At 54.1% G+C, this 17,541-nt stretch carries 17 protein-coding genes; 15 read left to right on the top strand and 2 right to left on the bottom strand.

Annotated features, from left to right (window positions below; genetic code table 11):
* Nucleotides 1–44: 44 nt before the first annotated feature.
* From corC to gltL, 6 genes are all read left to right on the top strand, one after another.
* On the top strand, nt 45–923 hold the full coding sequence (gene corC / locus AAIG26_RS04520) for a CNNM family magnesium/cobalt transport protein CorC (RefSeq protein ID WP_044489811.1): 879 nt from the start codon (nt 45–47) through the stop codon (nt 921–923).
* 5 nt (nt 924–928) lie between these two features.
* On the top strand, nt 929–2,467 hold the full coding sequence (gene lnt, locus AAIG26_RS04525) for an apolipoprotein N-acyltransferase (protein WP_160270943.1): 1,539 nt from the start codon (nt 929–931) through the stop codon (nt 2,465–2,467).
* Between the two features lie 385 nt (nt 2,468–2,852).
* Nucleotides 2,853–3,779 carry an amino acid ABC transporter substrate-binding protein gene (locus AAIG26_RS04530; RefSeq protein WP_017455899.1) on the top strand — a complete coding sequence of 309 codons (927 nt, stop codon included), beginning with the start codon at nt 2,853–2,855 and terminating at the stop codon, nt 3,777–3,779.
* Nucleotides 3,780–3,937: 158 nt separating this feature from the next.
* Nucleotides 3,938–4,678: an amino acid ABC transporter permease gene (locus tag AAIG26_RS04535; protein WP_097407168.1), complete on the top strand. Its 741-nt coding sequence runs from the start codon at nt 3,938–3,940 to the stop codon at nt 4,676–4,678.
* A gap of 2 nt (nt 4,679–4,680) precedes the next feature.
* Nucleotides 4,681–5,355: a glutamate/aspartate ABC transporter permease GltK gene (gltK, locus tag AAIG26_RS04540; RefSeq protein WP_343180066.1), complete on the top strand. Its 675-nt coding sequence runs from the start codon at nt 4,681–4,683 to the stop codon at nt 5,353–5,355.
* Nucleotides 5,355–6,080 (top strand): glutamate/aspartate ABC transporter ATP-binding protein GltL, encoded by a 726-nt coding sequence (gene gltL, locus AAIG26_RS04545; RefSeq protein WP_020457015.1) that lies wholly within the window; start codon nt 5,355–5,357, stop codon nt 6,078–6,080. Before gltK ends, gltL begins: the two co-directional genes overlap by 1 nt.
* A gap of 39 nt (nt 6,081–6,119) precedes the next feature.
* Here the strand turns inward: gltL and AAIG26_RS04550 are convergent, their stop codons facing one another.
* On the bottom strand, nt 6,120–6,602 hold the full coding sequence (locus AAIG26_RS04550) for a zinc ribbon-containing protein (RefSeq protein ID WP_020457014.1): 483 nt from the start codon (nt 6,600–6,602) through the stop codon (nt 6,120–6,122).
* Between the two features lie 235 nt (nt 6,603–6,837).
* Here AAIG26_RS04550 and leuS point away from each other — a divergent pair, with 235 nt between their 5' ends.
* The 4 genes from leuS to nadD are packed head-to-tail and all read left to right on the top strand — an operon-like array spanning nt 6,838 to nt 11,696.
* Complete coding sequence (gene leuS / locus AAIG26_RS04555; RefSeq protein ID WP_114413825.1) at nt 6,838–9,420, top strand: leucine--tRNA ligase; 2,583 nt, start codon at nt 6,838–6,840, stop codon at nt 9,418–9,420.
* Between the two features lie 14 nt (nt 9,421–9,434).
* Complete coding sequence (gene lptE, locus AAIG26_RS04560) at nt 9,435–9,998, top strand: LPS assembly lipoprotein LptE (protein WP_343180067.1); 564 nt, start codon at nt 9,435–9,437, stop codon at nt 9,996–9,998.
* Complete coding sequence (gene holA / locus AAIG26_RS04565; RefSeq protein ID WP_020457011.1) at nt 9,998–11,029, top strand: DNA polymerase III subunit delta; 1,032 nt, start codon at nt 9,998–10,000, stop codon at nt 11,027–11,029. Before lptE ends, holA begins: the two co-directional genes overlap by 1 nt.
* A 1-nt stretch (nt 11,030) precedes the next feature.
* A complete protein-coding gene (nadD, locus tag AAIG26_RS04570) occupies nt 11,031–11,696 on the top strand; it encodes a nicotinate-nucleotide adenylyltransferase (RefSeq protein ID WP_343180336.1) in 666 nt (221 codons plus the stop codon).
* Here the strand turns inward: nadD and cobD are convergent.
* Nucleotides 11,647–12,741, bottom strand: coding sequence for a threonine-phosphate decarboxylase CobD (gene cobD, locus AAIG26_RS04575; protein ID WP_343180068.1), 1,095 nt, complete (start codon nt 12,739–12,741; stop codon nt 11,647–11,649). The two genes, nadD and cobD, sit on opposite strands and share 50 nt — an antisense overlap.
* 99 nt (nt 12,742–12,840) lie before the next feature.
* Between cobD and AAIG26_RS04580 the strand changes: the two genes are divergently transcribed.
* The 5 genes from AAIG26_RS04580 to mrdB all read left to right on the top strand — a co-directional run bounded on the left by AAIG26_RS04580 (nt 12,841) and on the right by mrdB (nt 17,534).
* Nucleotides 12,841–13,458: an adenosylcobalamin/alpha-ribazole phosphatase gene (locus AAIG26_RS04580; protein WP_045509062.1), complete on the top strand. Its 618-nt coding sequence runs from the start codon at nt 12,841–12,843 to the stop codon at nt 13,456–13,458.
* Between the two features lie 242 nt (nt 13,459–13,700).
* A complete protein-coding gene (gene rsfS / locus AAIG26_RS04585; RefSeq protein WP_017455887.1) occupies nt 13,701–14,018 on the top strand; it encodes a ribosome silencing factor in 318 nt (105 codons plus the stop codon).
* Nucleotides 14,019–14,021: 3 nt separating this feature from the next.
* Nucleotides 14,022–14,489, top strand: coding sequence for a 23S rRNA (pseudouridine(1915)-N(3))-methyltransferase RlmH (gene rlmH / locus AAIG26_RS04590; RefSeq protein ID WP_017455886.1), 468 nt, complete (start codon nt 14,022–14,024; stop codon nt 14,487–14,489).
* 29 nt (nt 14,490–14,518) lie between these two features.
* Nucleotides 14,519–16,420, top strand: a complete 1,902-nt coding sequence (mrdA, locus tag AAIG26_RS04595; RefSeq protein ID WP_020457006.1) for a peptidoglycan DD-transpeptidase MrdA — start codon at nt 14,519–14,521, stop codon at nt 16,418–16,420.
* Between the two features lies 1 nt (nt 16,421).
* The gene (gene mrdB, locus AAIG26_RS04600; protein ID WP_020457005.1) at nt 16,422–17,534 is read left to right on the top strand and encodes a peptidoglycan glycosyltransferase MrdB; all 1,113 of its coding nucleotides are present in this window, start codon (nt 16,422–16,424) and stop codon (nt 17,532–17,534) included.
* Nucleotides 17,535–17,541: the final 7 nt, after the last annotated feature.

The raw sequence follows: 17,541 nt of genomic DNA on the forward strand, positions 1-17,541 counted from the left end.
GCGACGCGCGACAGATTAACCAACACGAGAACCCACACGACGCCATGAGCGACGATAACTCACACAGTAGCGACAACACCACCAACAAAAAGGGATTTTTCTCCCTTTTGCTCAGCCAGCTCTTTCACGGCGAACCGAAAAACCGTGATGAACTGCTGGAACTGATCCGAGACTCCGGGCAGAACGAGCTTATCGACAACGATACGCGCGACATGCTGGAAGGGGTAATGGATATTGCGGACCAGCGCGTTCGCGACATCATGATCCCCCGCTCCCAAATGATTACCCTGAAACGCAACCAGACGCTGGACGAATGTCTCGATGTCATTATCGAGTCTGCCCACTCGCGTTTCCCGGTGATTAGCGAAGATAAAGATCACATCGAAGGGATCCTGATGGCTAAGGATTTGCTGCCTTTTATGCGCAGCGACGCCGAAGCGTTCAGCATGGAAAAAGTGTTACGCCAGGCGGTAGTGGTGCCGGAAAGCAAGCGTGTTGATCGCATGCTGAAAGAGTTCCGTTCCCAGCGCTACCATATGGCTATCGTTATTGATGAGTTCGGCGGCGTTTCTGGCCTGGTAACGATTGAAGATATTCTCGAGCTTATTGTCGGCGAAATCGAAGACGAATATGACGAAGAAGAAGATATCGATTTCCGCCAGCTTAGCCGCCACACATGGACAGTACGCGCACTGGCGCCGATTGAAGATTTCAATGAAACCTTCGGCACCCACTTCAGTGATGATGAAGTAGACACCATTGGCGGTCTGGTGATGCAGGCGTTTGGTCACTTGCCTGCGCGCGGCGAATCGATTGACATTGATGGTTACCAATTCAAGGTCGCTATGGCTGATAGTCGACGTATTATTCAGGTCCATGTCAGAATGCCGGATGATTCTCCGCAACCGAAACTGGATGAGTAATGTAAATGGTATTTGCCGCATTGTTTGAGCGCCAGCGCATACGTCTGCTGCTGGCGTTGTTATTCGGAGCCAGCGGAACGCTGGCTTTTTCTCCTTATGACTTCTGGCCCGCCGCACTTATCTCTCTGATTGGTCTGCAGGGTTTAACCCTGGATCGCCGCCCGTTGCAAGCTGCCTGGATTGGTTATTTCTGGGGGCTTGGCCTGTTTGGCAGCGGTGTGCACTGGGTGTATGTCAGCATCGCCCAGTTTGGCGGCATGCCTGGCCCGGTTAATATATTCCTCGTGGTGCTGCTGGCGGCCTATCTGTCGCTCTACACCGGGCTGTTCGCCGGTATTTTGTCGCGTCTGTGGCCGCATACTACCTGGTTGCGCCTGGCCGTTGCCGCGCCGGTCGTCTGGCAAATTACCGAGTTCCTGCGCGGCTGGGTGCTGACCGGTTTCCCGTGGCTCCAGTTTGGTTACAGCCAGATAGATGGGCCGCTGAAAGGTCTTGCGCCGGTGCTTGGCGTTGAAGCAATCAATTTCTTACTGATGGTGGTGAGCGGTCTGGTGGTACTGGCGATAGCGCAGCGTCGCTTGCGCCCGCTGGTTGTCGCCGTCGTGTTGTTCGCTCTGCCCTTCCCACTGCGTTATATCCAGTGGTATCAACTGCTGCCGGAGCGCACCACTCAGGTGTCGATGGTGCAGGGGAATATTCCACAATCAATGAAGTGGGACGAAAACCAGCTGCTCAATACGCTGAAAATCTACAGCGAAGCCAGTGAGCAGGTGATGGGTAAATCGCAGCTGATTATCTGGCCGGAGTCTGCCATTCCGGATCTGGAAATTAACCAGCAACGCTTTTTAAGCGCCATGGATAATCTGCTGCGGGCAAACAACAGTACGCTTATCACCGGGATTGTCGATTCACGTCTCAATAAGCAAAACCGTTACGATACCTACAACACCATCATTACGCTGGGCAAAGACAACGCTTATAGCTACAGCTCAAGCGATCGCTATAACAAAAACCATCTGGTACCGTTTGGCGAGTTTGTACCGCTGGAGTCGATTCTGCGTCCGCTGGCACCCTTCTTCGATTTGCCGATGTCCTCATTCAGCCGTGGCGCTTATGTACAGCCTCCGCTGTCGGCGCATGGGCTAACGCTGACGGCGGCAATCTGCTACGAAATCATCCTTGGCGAGCAGGTGCGTGATAATTTCCGTCCGGATACCGATTTCTTGCTGACCATCTCGAACGATGCCTGGTTTGGCAAATCCATCGGCCCGTGGCAGCACTTCCAGATGGCACGGATGCGTGCGCTGGAACTGGCGCGCCCGCTGTTGCGGAGCACCAATAATGGCATCACCGCAGTCATTGGCCCGCAGGGTGAAATCCAGGCGATGATCCCGCAATTTACTCGTGAAGTATTAACCGCGAAGGTGACGCCAACCTCTGGTCTCACGCCGTATGCCCGCACGGGTAACTGGCCGCTGTGGATTATCACCGCCTTGCTGGGCTTTGGCGCCCTGGTGATGGGCTTGCGTCAACGCCGCCGTTAATCACTCTCCTCGTTGTTCTGCCCGGTGGCGATCTGCTTGCCGGGCATCCTCTCTTCGCTACACAAAATTTACGATTAGGCCGTTTTGGCATGCGGTTTGCTTATATCTATCAGGCAGCTATGTAATCCGCTTATGTGCAACTTATGTCGCACCAGCAGGAAACAGTAGCAGCACCAATCTGGTGCAATGGAAGATTTTTGCCTCTAAACGGTGCGGCGCGCCTCGCAAAAATAAACAATACCGCAGCAAAATCTTTACATTAAGCCAGACTGAATGTAACAAACACACACGACACTGCACGATATTGTCGCAGAACAACAAAAACACAATACACACAATGGGTATCAATACGCGTCTCTGGCGCTGACGATAAAGGAGTCTGGATATGCAATTACGTAAACTGGCCGCCGCGATGCTGGTGATGGGACTGTCCGCCGGTCTGGTGCATGCTGAAGATGCAAAACCTGCCGACGCAGCGCCGGCTGATCAACAAGCTACACTGGCTAAAATTGCTAAAAACGGCGTTATCGTCGTCGGTCACCGCGAATCTTCCGTACCGTTCTCCTACTACGACAATGAACAAAAAGTCGTGGGGTACTCCCAGGACTACTCCAACGCTATCGTTGAAGCGGTGAAGAAAAAACTGAATAAGCCGGATCTGGCGGTAAAACTGATTCCAATCACGTCACAAAACCGTATCCCGCTGCTGCAAAACGGCACCTTCGATTTTGAGTGTGGTTCCACCACCAATAACGTTGAACGTCAGAAGCAAGCGGCGTTCTCTGACACCATTTTCGTGGTTGGCACACGTCTGCTGACCAAAAAAGGCGGCCCGATTAAAGACTTCGCCGACCTGAAAGGCAAAGCGGTTGTTGTGACTTCCGGCACTACCTCAGAAATCCTGCTGAACAAGCTGAACGATGAGAAGAAAATGGATATGCGCATTATTAGCGCGAAAGACCATGGCGACTCGTTCCGTACGCTGGAAAGCGGTCGTGCGGTAGCCTTTATGATGGATGACGCGCTGCTGGCGGGTGAACGTGCGAAAGCGAAAAAACCGGACAACTGGGACATCGTTGGCACGCCGCAATCAAAAGAAGCCTATGGCTGTATGCTGCGTAAAAACGATCCTGAGTTCAAAAAGCTGATGGATGACACCATCGCTCAGTTGCAGACATCCGGTGCGGCGGAAAAATCCTTCGATAAATGGTTTAAAAACCCAATTCCGCCAAAAAACATGAACCTCAATTTCGATCTCTCTGACGATATGAAAGCGCTGTTCAAAGAACCGAATGACAAAGCTCTGAACTAATTAAAACCATTAGGGGCGGGTTTACCTGCCCTCTCGATTGTCGAAGTAGCACGGACAGACTATATGCTGAGTGGTCGTTCCCCACTCAACACGAAAACTCGCTCTTCACACAATCTTCGAGGGTAGCGCTGCTACCCTTTTTTTTCCGGAGTAGATTTATGTCCATAGACTGGAACTGGGGAATATTCTTTGAACAGGCCCCGTTCGGCAACACCACCTATCTTGGCTGGCTATGGAGTGGTTTTCAGGTCACCATCGCGCTTTCCGTGACGGCCTGGATTATCGCTTTCCTGGTCGGTTCCCTGTTTGGCATCCTGCGCACCGTCCCTAACCGTTTCTTGTCCGGCATTGGCACCCTTTATGTCGAACTGTTCCGCAACGTGCCGCTGATCGTGCAGTTCTTTACCTGGTATGAAGTGGTACCTGAATTGCTGCCGGAAGATATTGGCATGTGGTACAAGTCGGAACTGGATCCGAATATTCAGTTCTTCGTCTCCTCAATGGTCTGCCTGGGGCTGTTTACCGCAGCGCGTGTTTGCGAGCAGGTACGCGCCGCGATTCAGTCGCTACCGCGCGGGCAGAAAAACGCCGGTCTGGCGATGGGGCTGACTCTGCCGCAAACCTACCGTTATGTATTGCTGCCAAATGCCTATCGCGTGATTGTGCCGCCGATGACCTCGGAAATGATGAACCTGGTGAAAAACTCGGCCATCGCGTCCACCATCGGGCTGGTCGATATGGCGGCACAAGCGAGCAAATTACTGGATTACTCGGCGCATGCGTGGGAAACCTTCACTGCCATTACCATCGCCTATGTATTGATTAACGGCGTCATTATGCTAATGATGAGCCTGGTTGAACGCAAAATTCGCCTGCCGGGCAATATGGGAGGCAAATAATCATGTACGAGTTTAACTGGGACTCAATTCTCCCTTCCCTGCCCTATCTAGTGGCAGGCTTGATGATGACGCTAAAGATCACGGCGATTGCGATTATTGTCGGTATCATCTGGGGAACACTGCTGGCGGTATTGCGCCTGTCGACTTTCGCCCCGCTGCGCTGGTTCGCCAAGAGCTACGTTAACGTGTTCCGCTCCATTCCGCTGGTGATGGTGCTGCTGTGGTTCTATCTGATCGTGCCGGGCTTTCTGCAAAACGTGCTCGGCCTGTCCCCCAAAACCGATATCCGCCTGATTTCAGCGATGGTGGCCTTTTCAATGTTTGAAGCGGCCTACTATTCAGAAATCATTCGCGCAGGCATCCAGAGTATCTCCCGCGGGCAATCCAGCGCCGCACTGGCGCTGGGGATGACGCACTGGCAGTCGATGAAACTAATCATTTTACCGCAGGCATTCCGCGCCATGGTGCCGCTGCTGCTTACGCAGGGCATTGTGCTATTCCAGGACACCTCACTGGTGTATGTCCTGAGTCTGGCGGATTTCTTCCGCACGGCGACGAATATTGGCGATCGCGACGGGACTCGAGTTGAAATGATCCTGTTTGCCGGTGCAGTTTATTTTGTTATCAGTTTGAGTGCTTCGCTGTTGGTCAGCTGGCTGAAGAAAAGGACCGTCTAATGATTTCCCTGAAAAATGTTTCTAAATGGTATGGTCACTTTCAGGTGTTGACCGATTGCTCCACCGAAGTGAAAAAAGGCGAAGTGGTGGTGGTTTGTGGGCCGTCCGGCTCCGGTAAATCCACGCTGATTAAAACCGTCAATGGTCTGGAACCGGTGCAAAAAGGCGAGATTCTCGTCAACGGCACCAAAGTGAATGACAAGAAAACCGATCTGGCAAAGCTGCGTTCTCACGTCGGGATGGTGTTTCAGCACTTTGAACTGTTCCCGCACCTGTCGATTATCGAAAACCTGACGCTGGCGCAGGTAAAAGTGCTGAAGCGTGATAAAGCCGCCGCACGGGAAAAAGGGCTCAAGCTGCTGGAGCGCGTTGGTTTGTCAGCGCATGCGAATAAGTTTCCGGCGCAGCTCTCCGGCGGCCAGCAGCAACGTGTGGCGATTGCCCGCGCGCTCTGTATGGATCCGGTGGCGATGCTGTTTGATGAGCCGACTTCCGCACTCGATCCAGAGATGATCAACGAAGTGCTGGATGTCATGGTTGAACTGGCAAACGAAGGCATGACGATGATGGTGGTGACCCACGAAATGGGCTTTGCCCGCAAAGTAGCGAACCGGGTGATCTTTATGGATGAAGGGAAAATTGTCGAGGATTCAGAGAAAGACGCCTTCTTCGATAATCCGAAATCCGAACGTGCAAAAGACTTCCTCGCAAAAATCCTGCATTAATAATCTGCGCCTGCCCGCTCCGGGCAGGCGCTTTCTGGATTATGGTTCGAACGGGCGGCGCTGGAATTGGTCATGTCCGCATTTCGGGCATAACGGCAACACATCCGGTGTATAGACCGCCAGATGAAAGTGGCACTTCTCGCAGACCAGATTCCCGAGTCCTACCACTTCGCCGCTGTGATAGACACCGTGGTGATTGAGATCCTGGAACACTTCACGCCACTCAAGCTGCGTTTTATCGGTGATATCCGCCAGTTCCTGCCAGATACTCTCTTTAATCACCCGCATAAATACGCTGTCGGTGACTTCTTCCTGGCTTTCGCTGTAACTGAGGGCGAACTCCTCCAGATCGCGGCGAATGGCGCGCATCAGCTCGTCAACCTCGGTGCGCGTTAACTCACCGGTCTTCGCCACGCGCAGGCGCGCTTGTTCAACCAGGGCGTCAATATCACGCTCTCCATTGCGTAGACGCTCGGTCAACGCCGCCACCAGTTCACGGTAAAAATGAGCAACCTTGTTCATCGTTTCGCCTCCCGGTTCAGTAACTCTCTCTAATGGTAGACGTTATTTCTTACTCGCTGTGCCGACTCGCCCGCACTGTCGACAAAAAATTCGCCGCCAACGGCTGCGGCAATTTCATTCCCGCCTCGCGGAAAGGCTGTTTTGAGAGTGGCGTTTGGGCTATGCTATGCCTTTCGAAAAATCACGTAACAACGCTACATTTGTAGCTGTAGCAAAAACAGGACTACTGGCTGCCATGCAAGAGCAATACCGCCCGGAAGAGATAGAATCCAAAGTACAGCGCCACTGGGAAGAGAAGCGCACATTTGAAGTCACTGAAGACGAGAGCAAAGAGAAATACTATTGCTTGTCGATGCTCCCCTATCCTTCTGGCCGACTACACATGGGCCACGTCCGTAACTACACCATCGGCGATGTGATCTCCCGTTATCAGCGCATGTTGGGTAAAAACGTGCTGCAGCCGATTGGCTGGGATGCGTTTGGTCTGCCGGCTGAAGGCGCGGCGGTAAAAAATAACACCGCACCGGCACCGTGGACTTACGACAACATCGCGTACATGAAAAACCAGCTCAAAATGCTGGGTTTCGGCTATGACTGGAGCCGCGAGCTGGCGACCTGCACCCCGGAATATTACCGTTGGGAACAGAAGTTCTTCACCGAGCTGTACAAAAAAGGTCTCGTCTATAAGAAAACCTCCGCGGTGAACTGGTGCCCGAACGATCAGACCGTGCTGGCGAACGAACAAGTTATCGACGGCTGCTGCTGGCGCTGCGATACCAAAGTTGAGCGTAAAGAGATCCCGCAGTGGTTTATTAAAATCACCGCTTACGCTGACGAGCTGCTGAATGACCTGGATAATCTGGATCACTGGCCGGATACGGTGAAAACCATGCAGCGCAACTGGATTGGCCGTTCTGAAGGCGTGGAGATCACGTTCGACGTGCAGAACAGCGACCAGAAACTGACGGTCTACACCACCCGCCCGGACACATTTATCGGCGCAACCTATCTGGCCGTTGCGGCAGGCCATCCGCTGGCGCAGCAAGCTGCCGCGAGCAAACCGGAGCTGGCGTCCTTTATCGACGAATGCCGTAACACCAAAGTTGCGGAAGCCGATATGGCGACGATGGAGAAAAAAGGCGTTGATACCGGCCTGAAAGCCATTCACCCGCTGACCGGGGAAGCGATTCCGGTATGGGCGGCAAACTTTGTGCTGATGGAGTACGGCACCGGTGCGGTGATGGCCGTTCCGGGTCACGATCAGCGCGACTACGAATTTGCCACGAAATACAATCTGCCGATCAAGGCGGTCATTCTCAACGCTGACGGCAGCGCGCCGGATCTGAGCGAACAAGCGATGACCGAAAAAGGCGTGCTGTTTAACTCCGGCGAATTCGACGGTCTCGACTTTAACGCTGCTTTTAACGCCATTGCCGACAAACTGGCGGCCAAAGGCGTGGGCGAGCGCAAAGTGAATTTCCGTCTGCGCGACTGGGGCGTTTCCCGTCAGCGTTACTGGGGCGCGCCCATCCCGATGGTGACGCTGGAAGATGGCACCGTTATTCCAACGCCGGAAGATCAACTGCCGGTTATCCTGCCGGAAGATGTTGTCATGGACGGTATCACCAGCCCGATTAAAGCCGATCCTGAGTGGGCGAAAACCACCGTCAACGGCCAGCCGGCGCTACGCGAAACCGATACCTTCGACACCTTTATGGAGTCTTCCTGGTACTATGCGCGTTATACCTGCCCGCAGCACAACGAAGGTATGCTGGACCCGAAAGCGGCAAATTACTGGTTGCCGGTAGATATTTATATTGGCGGTATCGAACACGCCATCATGCACCTGCTCTACTTCCGCTTCTTCCACAAACTGATGCGCGACGCGGGCATGGTGAACTCCGATGAGCCTGCGAAACAGCTGTTGTGCCAGGGCATGGTACTGGCCGATGCGTTCTATTACGTGGGTGAAAACGGCGAGCGTAACTGGGTTTCGCCGAAAGATGCCATTGTTGAACGTGACGAGAAAGGGCGCATTGTCAAAGCGACCGATCCGGCGGGCCACGAGCTGGTTTATACCGGCATGAGCAAAATGTCCAAGTCGAAAAACAACGGTATCGACCCGCAGGAAATGGTTGAACGTTACGGCGCGGACACCGTGCGTCTGTTCATGATGTTTGCATCGCCAGCCGATATGACACTGGAGTGGCAGGAATCCGGCGTAGAAGGCGCGAACCGCTTCCTGAAACGCGTCTGGAAACTGGTTTATGAACACACCGCTCGGGGTGCTGTTGCCGCACTGGATCTGGCTGCGCTGAGTGAAGACCAGCAAGCCCTGCGCCGCGACGTGCATAAAACTATCGCTAAAGTTTCCGATGATATTGGTCGTCGTCAGACTTTCAACACCGCTATCGCGGCGATTATGGAGCTGATGAACAAGCTGGCGAAAGCGCCGCAGGAGAGCGAGCAGGATCGCGCCTTAATGCAGGAAGCCCTGCTGGCGGTGGTACGTATGCTTAACCCGTTCACCCCACACGCCAGCTTCACGCTGTGGCAGGAACTGGGCGGCGAAGGCGACATCGACAACGCACCGTGGCCGGTAGCTGATGAGAAAGCGATGGTTGAAAACACCACGCTGGTTGTCGTCCAGGTCAATGGTAAAGTGCGTGGTAAAATTACTGTTGCCGTTGACGCGACGGAAGAACAGGTGCGTGAACGCGCAGGCCAGGAACATCTGGTAGCAAAATATCTTGATGGCGTGACCGTGCGTAAAGTGATTTACGTACCGGGTAAACTGCTTAATCTGGTCGTTGGCTAAGCGCGGGAGGAAGCGTGCGATATCTGGCTACATTGTTCGTATCACTGGCGGTGCTAATCACCGCCGGATGTGGCTGGCATCTGCGTAATACCACGCAGGTGCCGAGCGAAATGAAAACGATGTTCTTTGATTCCGGGGATCCGAATGGCCCACTGAGCCGCGCGATCCGCAGCCAGTTGCGCCTGAATGGCGTCGAACTGTTGGAGAAAACGTCCACACGTCAGGATGTGCCTTCTTTGCGTCTTGGTGCCGTAACGTTCTCCCGTGACACGGCTTCTGTTTTCCAGGATGGCCGAACAGCGGAATATCAAATGGTGCTGACCGTAAACGCCAGCGTACTGATCCCGGGTCATGATATTTACCCGATCAATACCAAAGTTTATCGTTCCTTCTTTGATAACCCGCAAACGGCACTGGCGAAAGCCGCAGAGCAGGAGATGATCGTTCAGGAGATGTACGACAAAGCAGCCGAACAACTGATTCGTAAGCTGCCTAGCGTACATACGGCAGATGCGAAAAGCACGCAGCACGCCGCCACCTCGACGACTGGCTCCTCCTCCACGCAACCGGGTAGCTAATGCTCAGGTTGTATCCGGAACAACTCCGCGCGCAGCTTAATGAAGGGCTGCGCGCGGCGTATTTACTCCTCGGTAATGATCCGCTGCTGTTGCAAGAGAGCCAGGACGCCGTGCGTCAGGTCGCCGCTGAACAGGGCTTCATCGAACACCATACCTTTACACTGGATGCCAGCACGGATTGGGATGCGATTTTCTCCATCTGCCAGGCATTGAGTCTGTTCGCCAGCCGCCAGACGTTACTGTTACAGCTGCCCGAAAATGGCCCAAACGCGGCTATCAATGAACAGCTGGCAAAGCTGGTTAGCCTGCTGCATGACGACCTCATTTTGACAGTGCGCGGGAACAAGCTGACCAAAGCGCAGGAAAACGCGGCATGGATAACGCAGTTAAATAATCGTGCCGTGCAGGTAAGCTGCCAGACGCCGGAGCAGGCGAATCTGCCGCGCTGGGTTGCCGCCAGAGCAAAGCAAAACAAACTGGAACTGGACGACGCCGCCAATCAGTTACTTTGTTATTGCTACGAAGGAAACTTACTGGCACTGGCACAAGCGCTGGAACGCCTGGCGCTACTGTGGCCGGATGGCAAACTCACCCTGCCCCGTGTGGAACATGCGGTAAACGACGCGGCGCACTTCACACCCTTCCACTGGGTTGATGCGCTACTTGCCGGGAAAAGCAAACGCGCGTTGCACATTCTCACCCAGTTGCGACTGGAAGCGTGTGAGCCGGTGATCCTGCTGCGTACCGTGCAACGGGAATTGCTGTTGCTGGTGACATTGAAACGCCAGTCAGCACACACGCCATTGCGTGCGCTGTTTGACAAGCATCGGGTGTGGCAAAACCGCCGGGGTGTCACGGGCGATGCGCTTAATCGCCTGAGCCTCGATCAGTTACGCCAGGCAGTCCATTTGCTGAGCCGCATTGAGTTGATTGTGAAGCAGGATTTTGGGCAGTCGGTCTGGGCCGAGCTTGAAGGGCTTTCTCTGCTACTCTGTCATAAGGCACTGGCAGACGTTTTTATTGATGGTTGATATGAATCAGTTGCAGGCACTGTTTGGCGGTACATTCGATCCGGTCCATTATGGACACCTGAAACCTGTGGAAGCGCTGGCGAACCAGATTGGCCTTTCCAGGGTGATCATCATGCCCAATAACGTGCCGCCACACCGCGCACAACCGGAGGCCAGCAGCCAGCAACGCAAAAAAATGGTCGAGCTGGCCATTGCCGACAAGCCCTTATTCACCCTTGATGAACGCGAACTTCGCCGCGACACCCCATCATACACGGCGCAAACCTTACAGGAGTGGCGGGAAGAGCAAGGTACGCAACACCCACTGGCGTTTATCATTGGCCAGGATTCACTGCTCACCTTCCCCACCTGGCATCACTACGAGACCATTCTGGATAACTGCCATCTGATTGTCTGCCGCCGCCCGGGTTACCCGCTGACGATGGAGCAGGACGCGCACCAGCAGTGGCTGGAAGCCCATCTCACCACCAATCCTGAAGAGCTGCATGTTTTACCCGCCGGACGGATTTACCTTGCCGAAACGCCGTGGTTCAACATTTCGGCAACGCTTATCCGTGAACGGCTGGAGCACGGTGAAAAGTGTGATGATCTGCTCCCTGAGTCCGTCATGGCATATATCAACGAGCAGGGTTTGTACCGCTTATCACCGCCGTCATGGCAGCGATGAGCCGATCATTCTCCCTTTCGCTTCGCACCGCCACACGATAATAGCGCGCATCGAGCCCTGGATAATTGGCGCAGCTACGAATCAAAATGTGGCGGGAAAGCAAGGCCTGTTGTAACTCCAGACCCGGCACGTCACAGCGCAAAAAAAGATAGTTTGCACGGCCAGGCCAGACCGTTAACCCCGGCAGCACACTAAGCGCGGCGAACAGACGCGGACGTTCGTTATTGAGCCAGTTCCAGCTTGCCTGCTGATAGTCACTGTCCTGCAAAATCACCTCACCGGCGAGCGCGGCAAAGGCATTGATGGACCACGGCATCTGCGCATCGCGCATAGACCGGACCTGCTGTTCGTTGCTGCCCAGCACATACCCCAGTCGCAGGCCAGGAATGGCGTAAAACTTGGTGAGTGAACGCAGCACCCAAACGTGCGGATTGTTTGCCAGATAAGGAATAAAACCTTCGCGTTCGGCAATAAAATCCATAAAGGCTTCGTCGAGGACAAGCGTAATTCCCAGCGATTTACAACGGGCGGCAATCGCGTGCAGCAGAGCGTCGTCCGGCAACAAACCGGTGGGGTTATTGGGTGTACAGAGAAATAAACAGTCGAGATCGGCGGTTAGCGCGCCCAGCAACGCATCAGTAAGCTGCCAGCCATCAGTCTCACGCAATTGATAGTCGCGAATCCCGCACGCCACCAACGCCAGCGCCCGGCGATACTCGGCAAACCCAGGCGTTATCAGCATCGCTTGACGTGGCTTAAGCATGTTGACCAGCGAAAAGATCGCTTCCGTTTCACCATTTCCGGCAAGTATCCATGAAGCAGGCACCTGGTGATGAGCCGCCAGCACCTGATGCAGACGCTGATACTCAACATCCGGGTAGCGCTCGGCGAGCGACAGATTATTTTGCAACGCGTGTTTAAGCGATGCCGGCATGCCAGCCGGATTAATGTTGGCACTGAAATCAAGCAACTGCTCCGCTGATATCCCCAACAGTTCTGCCGCCTCACGCGTGTTGCCACCGTGCGCACTGTGAAACAAAGCCATCTTCCGCTCCGGTTAAAAGCCGTTATCTTAAACGAAAAAGAGGCCGTGATTGAGGGCGCGATGGTAAACTTTGCGCACAAATCCAGACGGGAGACCATCATGCGACTCTGGCTGATACGCCACGGAGAAACCGAAGCGAATGTCGCCGGGCTTTATAGCGGCCATTCACCGACTCCGCTGACGCCCAAGGGGCTGGCGCAGGCGAAAACTCTGCGCGATCTACTCGCTCATGTACCCTTCGATTATGTGCTGTGTAGCGAACTGGAGCGCGCGCAGCAGACGGCCGCACGCGTGCTGGAATCGCGCACGCTGACCGTTCATACCACACCATTACTCAATGAGATGTTTTTTGGCGACTGGGAAATGCGCCATCATCGCGATTTAACGCGAGAAGATCCGCAAAGCTATGCCGCCTGGTGTACCGACTGGCAGCACGCCGTTCCAACCAATGGTGAAGGATTTCAGGCATTTTCTGCACGAATTGAGCAAGTTATTGCGCTCGTTGCCGATATAAAAAGTCAGCACAAGAATGTGTTGATCGCCAGCCATCAGGGAGTGTTGAGTTTGTTGATCGCCCGTTTGCTCAACATGCCTGCTGCGTCACTGTGGCATTTTCGTGTTGATCAAGGGTGCTGGAGCGCTATTGATATCCATGATGATTTCGCCACGCTGCGGGTATTAAATAGCCGGGCAGCATGGCACGCGGACGATGCATAGCCTGTTTTTCATGCATCCTATTCACACCGCTGATTCGGTCATTGACACGCCCTCACAGGCTGTTATCCTCCGCGCGCAGAAATTGTTTTACAAAAATGGCAATGCAATCACGCGCCCGTGATGGGATGATAGCCAACTTTTAAACTTGCCGGGTCTCTCAGACCCCGACAATCGATGCAGTTCAGGTATAATGTCAGGCCGTTCATTAACAGTACATTTTTTACTCACCCCAGGGGGAACACTTGCAGGGTAAAGCACTCCAGGATTTTGTTATCGACAAAATTGATGACCTGAAAGGTCAGGATATCGTCGCCATTGACGTTCAGGGTAAATCCAGTATCACCGACTGCATGATTATCTGCACCGGTACATCTACGCGTCACGTTATCTCTATTGCGGATCATGTGGTGCAGGAATCGCGCGCCGCCGGCATGATGCCGCTGGGTGTCGAAGGTGAAAGCGCCGCGGACTGGGTCGTTGTCGATTTAGGCGATGTAATTGTCCACGTCATGCAGGAAGAGAGCCGTCGCCTGTATGAGCTGGAAAAACTCTGGGGTTAATGCGTGAAACTGCAACTGGTCGCCGTCGGCACGAAAATGCCGGACTGGGTACAGACAGGTTTTAGTGAATACCTGCGCCGCTTTCCAAAAGATATGCCGTTCGAGTTAATCGAAATTCCGGCGGGAAAGCGCGGCAAGAACGCAGATATCAAACGCATTCTCGATAAAGAGGGTGAACTGATGCTGGCCGCGGCTGGCAAAAATCGTATCGTTACCCTCGATATTCCGGGCAAACCCTGGGATACGCCGCAGTTGGCAAACGAACTGGAACGCTGGAAGCAAGACGGGCGCGATGTCAGCTTGCTTATTGGCGGGCCGGAAGGGTTATCCCCGGCCTGCAAAGCGGCGGCAGAACAAAGTTGGTCACTCTCTGCGCTAACGTTACCTCACCCGCTGGTGCGCGTGCTGGTTGCCGAAAGCCTGTATCGCGCATGGAGTATTACTACCAACCATCCTTATCACCGTGAGTAACGACGAGTCTTGGGTAGATTAAGCAGCGGATGAAATTACAGAATTCTTTTCGCGACTATACGGCTGAGTCCGCGCTGTTTGTGCGCCGGGCGCTGGTCGCTTTTACGGGGATTTTGCTGCTTACCGGCGTGCTGGTAGCCAATCTTTATAACCTGCAAATCGTCCGTTTTGCGGACTACCAGACCCGCTCCAACGAAAACCGCATCAAGCTGGTGCCTATCGCGCCCAGCCGCGGCATTATCTACGATCGCAACGGCACGCCGCTGGCGCTGAACCGCACCATCTATCAGGTCGAGATGATGCCGGAGAAAGTTGATGATGTGCAGCAAACGCTGGATGCCCTGCGCGATGTGGTGGATCTGAATGACGACGATATCGCCAACTTCAAAAAAGAGCGCTCACGCTCGCACCGCTTCACCTCAATCCCGGTAAAAACTAACCTGACGGAAGTCCAGGTGGCGCGCTTTGCGGTGAACCAGTACCGTTTTCCCGGCGTTGAGGTCAAGGGCTATAAGCGCCGCTTTTATCCGTATGGTTCCGCGCTGACGCACGTTATTGGCTACGTGTCGAAAATTAACGATAAAGATGTCGAACGGCTGGATAAAGAGGGCAAGCTGGCAAACTACGCCGCCACCCACGATATCGGTAAACTGGGTATCGAGCGCTATTACGAAGATGTGCTGCATGGTCAGACCGGTTATGAAGAGGTGGAAGTCAACAACCGCGGCCGCGTGATCCGTCAGCTCAAAGAGGTGCCGCCGCAGGCCGGTCACGATATCTACCTGACGCTGGATTTAAAACTCCAGCAATATATTGAAACGCTGCTCGCCGGTAGCCGTGCCGCCGTGGTCGTGACCGATCCACGCAATGGCAGCATTCTCGCGCTGGTGTCGATGCCAAGCTACGACCCGAACCTGTTTGTCGATGGCATTTCCAGCAAAGATTACTCTTCACTGTTAAACGACCCAAATACGCCGCTGATCAACCGCGCCACACAAGGGGTTTACCCGCCTGCGTCGACGGTGAAACCGTATGTGGCCGTTTCCGCACTCAGCGCCGGGGTGATCACGCGCAATACCAGCTTGTTCGATCCCGGCTGGTGGCAATTACCCGGCTCGGAAAAACGTTACCGCGACTGGAAAAAATGGGGTCACGGCCACCTGAATGTTACCAAATCGCTTGAAGAGTCCGCCGATACCTTCTTCTATCAGGTCGCCTATGATATGGGCATTGACCGCCTGGCAGAATGGATGGGCAAATTTGGCTACGGTCACTATACCGGCGTTGACCTCTCGGAAGAGCGCGCCGGGAACATGCCAACCCGCGAATGGAAACTGAAGCGCTTTAAAAAGCCGTGGTATCAGGGCGATACCATTCCAGTAGGGATCGGCCAGGGTTACTGGACAGCAACGCCATTGCAGATGAACAAAGCGATGATGACGCTGATTAATGACGGCGTTGTTAAAGTGCCGCATCTGCTGATGAGCACGGTAGAAGATGGCAAACAAGTGCCGTGGCAACAGCCGGCACAGCCGCCGGTGGGTGATATTCACTCTGGCTACTGGGAGATTGCCAAAGACGGGATGTATGGAGTAGCCAACCGTCCGAACGGTACGGGTCATAAGTATTTCGCCAACGCGCCGTACAAAGTCGCGGCGAAATCCGGTACCGCCCAGGTCTTTGGCTTGAAAGCCAACGAAACCTATAACGCCCACCGTATTGCCGAACGTCTGCGCGACCATAAACTAATGACGGCATTCGCCCCTTACGACAACCCGCAGGTCGCCGTCGCCGTCATTCTGGAAAACGGTGGCGCTGGTCCGGCGGTGGGTACGATTATGCGCCAGATCCTCGATCACATTATGCTTGGCGATAACAACACCGAGCTGCCAACGGAAAACCCGTCCACGGCAGCAGTGGAGGACCAATAACATGACGGATAATCCGAACAAGAAATCGTTCTGGGATAAAATCCACATCGATCCGGTGCTGCTGCTGATTATCCTTGCGCTGCTGTTTTACAGCGCGATCGTTATCTGGAGCGCCAGCGGCCAGGATATCGGTATGACCGAGCGCAAAATCGGCCAAATCGCCATGGGGCTGATTATCATGGTTATCCTGGCGCAGGTGCCGCCACGCGTCTATGAAGGTTGGGCGCCCTATCTCTACATTTTCTGCGTCGTGTTGCTTGTCGCGGTGGATGCTTTCGGCGCTATCTCAAAAGGCGCGCAGCGCTGGCTCGATTTGGGCGTGGTGCGTTTCCAGCCTTCAGAAATAGCCAAAATAGCCGTACCGTTGATGGTGGCGCGCTTTATTAACCGCGATGTCTGCCCGCCTTCGCTGAAAAATACCGCAATCGCGCTGGCGCTGATTTTCGTGCCGACGCTGCTGGTGGCGGCGCAACCGGATTTGGGAACCTCGATCCTCGTGGTGCTCTCCGGGCTGTTTGTGCTGTTTCTTTCCGGGTTAAGCTGGCGATTGATTGGCATTGCCGCAGTGCTGGTAGCGGCATTTATCCCGGTGTTGTGGTTCTTCCTGATGCATGATTATCAGCGCCAGCGCGTGATGATGCTGCTCGATCCGGAAACCGATCCGCTCGGCGCGGGCTATCATATTATTCAGTCAAAAATCGCCATCGGCTCCGGCGGTCTGAGCGGTAAAGGCTGGCTGCATGGAACCCAGTCGCAACTGGAGTTTCTGCCCGAACGCCATACCGACTTTATCTTTGCCGTGCTGGCAGAAGAGCTGGGCCTCATCGGTATCCTGATTTTGCTGGCGCTATATGTATTGCTGATTATGCGTGGGCTGTGGATTGCCGCCCGGGCGCAAACCACGTTCGGACGCGTTATGGCCGGTGGTTTAATGTTGATTTTGTTCGTTTATGTGTTCGTAAATATTGGTATGGTGAGTGGTATCCTGCCAGTGGTGGGCGTTCCGCTGCCACTGATCAGTTACGGGGGTTCTGCCCTGATCGTACTCATGGCCGGGTTTGGTATCGTTATGTCGATCCATACCCACAGGAAAATGTTGTCAAAGAGTGTATAAGAGGTGG

The organism is Kosakonia sp. PSU_27 (genome assembly GCF_039409795.1).
Lineage (GTDB): Bacteria > Pseudomonadota > Gammaproteobacteria > Enterobacterales > Enterobacteriaceae > Kosakonia.

Coding starts and splice junctions, on each gene's coding strand:
- nadD (WP_343180336.1), top strand. CDS start 11,031: ATGAATCAGTTGCAGGCACTGTTTGGCGGTACATTCGATCCGGTCCAT.
- AAIG26_RS04580 (WP_045509062.1), top strand. CDS start 12,841: ATGCGACTCTGGCTGATACGCCACGGAGAAACCGAAGCGAATGTCGCC.
- lnt (WP_160270943.1), top strand. CDS start 929: ATGGTATTTGCCGCATTGTTTGAGCGCCAGCGCATACGTCTGCTGCTG.
- mrdA (WP_020457006.1), top strand. CDS start 14,519: ATGAAATTACAGAATTCTTTTCGCGACTATACGGCTGAGTCCGCGCTG.
- leuS (WP_114413825.1), top strand. CDS start 6,838: ATGCAAGAGCAATACCGCCCGGAAGAGATAGAATCCAAAGTACAGCGC.
- mrdB (WP_020457005.1), top strand. CDS start 16,422: ATGACGGATAATCCGAACAAGAAATCGTTCTGGGATAAAATCCACATC.
- corC (WP_044489811.1), top strand. CDS start 45: ATGAGCGACGATAACTCACACAGTAGCGACAACACCACCAACAAAAAG.
- AAIG26_RS04535 (WP_097407168.1), top strand. CDS start 3,938: ATGTCCATAGACTGGAACTGGGGAATATTCTTTGAACAGGCCCCGTTC.
- gltK (WP_343180066.1), top strand. CDS start 4,681: ATGTACGAGTTTAACTGGGACTCAATTCTCCCTTCCCTGCCCTATCTA.
- AAIG26_RS04530 (WP_017455899.1), top strand. CDS start 2,853: ATGCAATTACGTAAACTGGCCGCCGCGATGCTGGTGATGGGACTGTCC.
- holA (WP_020457011.1), top strand. CDS start 9,998: ATGCTCAGGTTGTATCCGGAACAACTCCGCGCGCAGCTTAATGAAGGG.
- cobD (WP_343180068.1), bottom strand. CDS start 12,741: ATGGCTTTGTTTCACAGTGCGCACGGTGGCAACACGCGTGAGGCGGCA.
- gltL (WP_020457015.1), top strand. CDS start 5,355: ATGATTTCCCTGAAAAATGTTTCTAAATGGTATGGTCACTTTCAGGTG.
- AAIG26_RS04550 (WP_020457014.1), bottom strand. CDS start 6,602: ATGAACAAGGTTGCTCATTTTTACCGTGAACTGGTGGCGGCGTTGACC.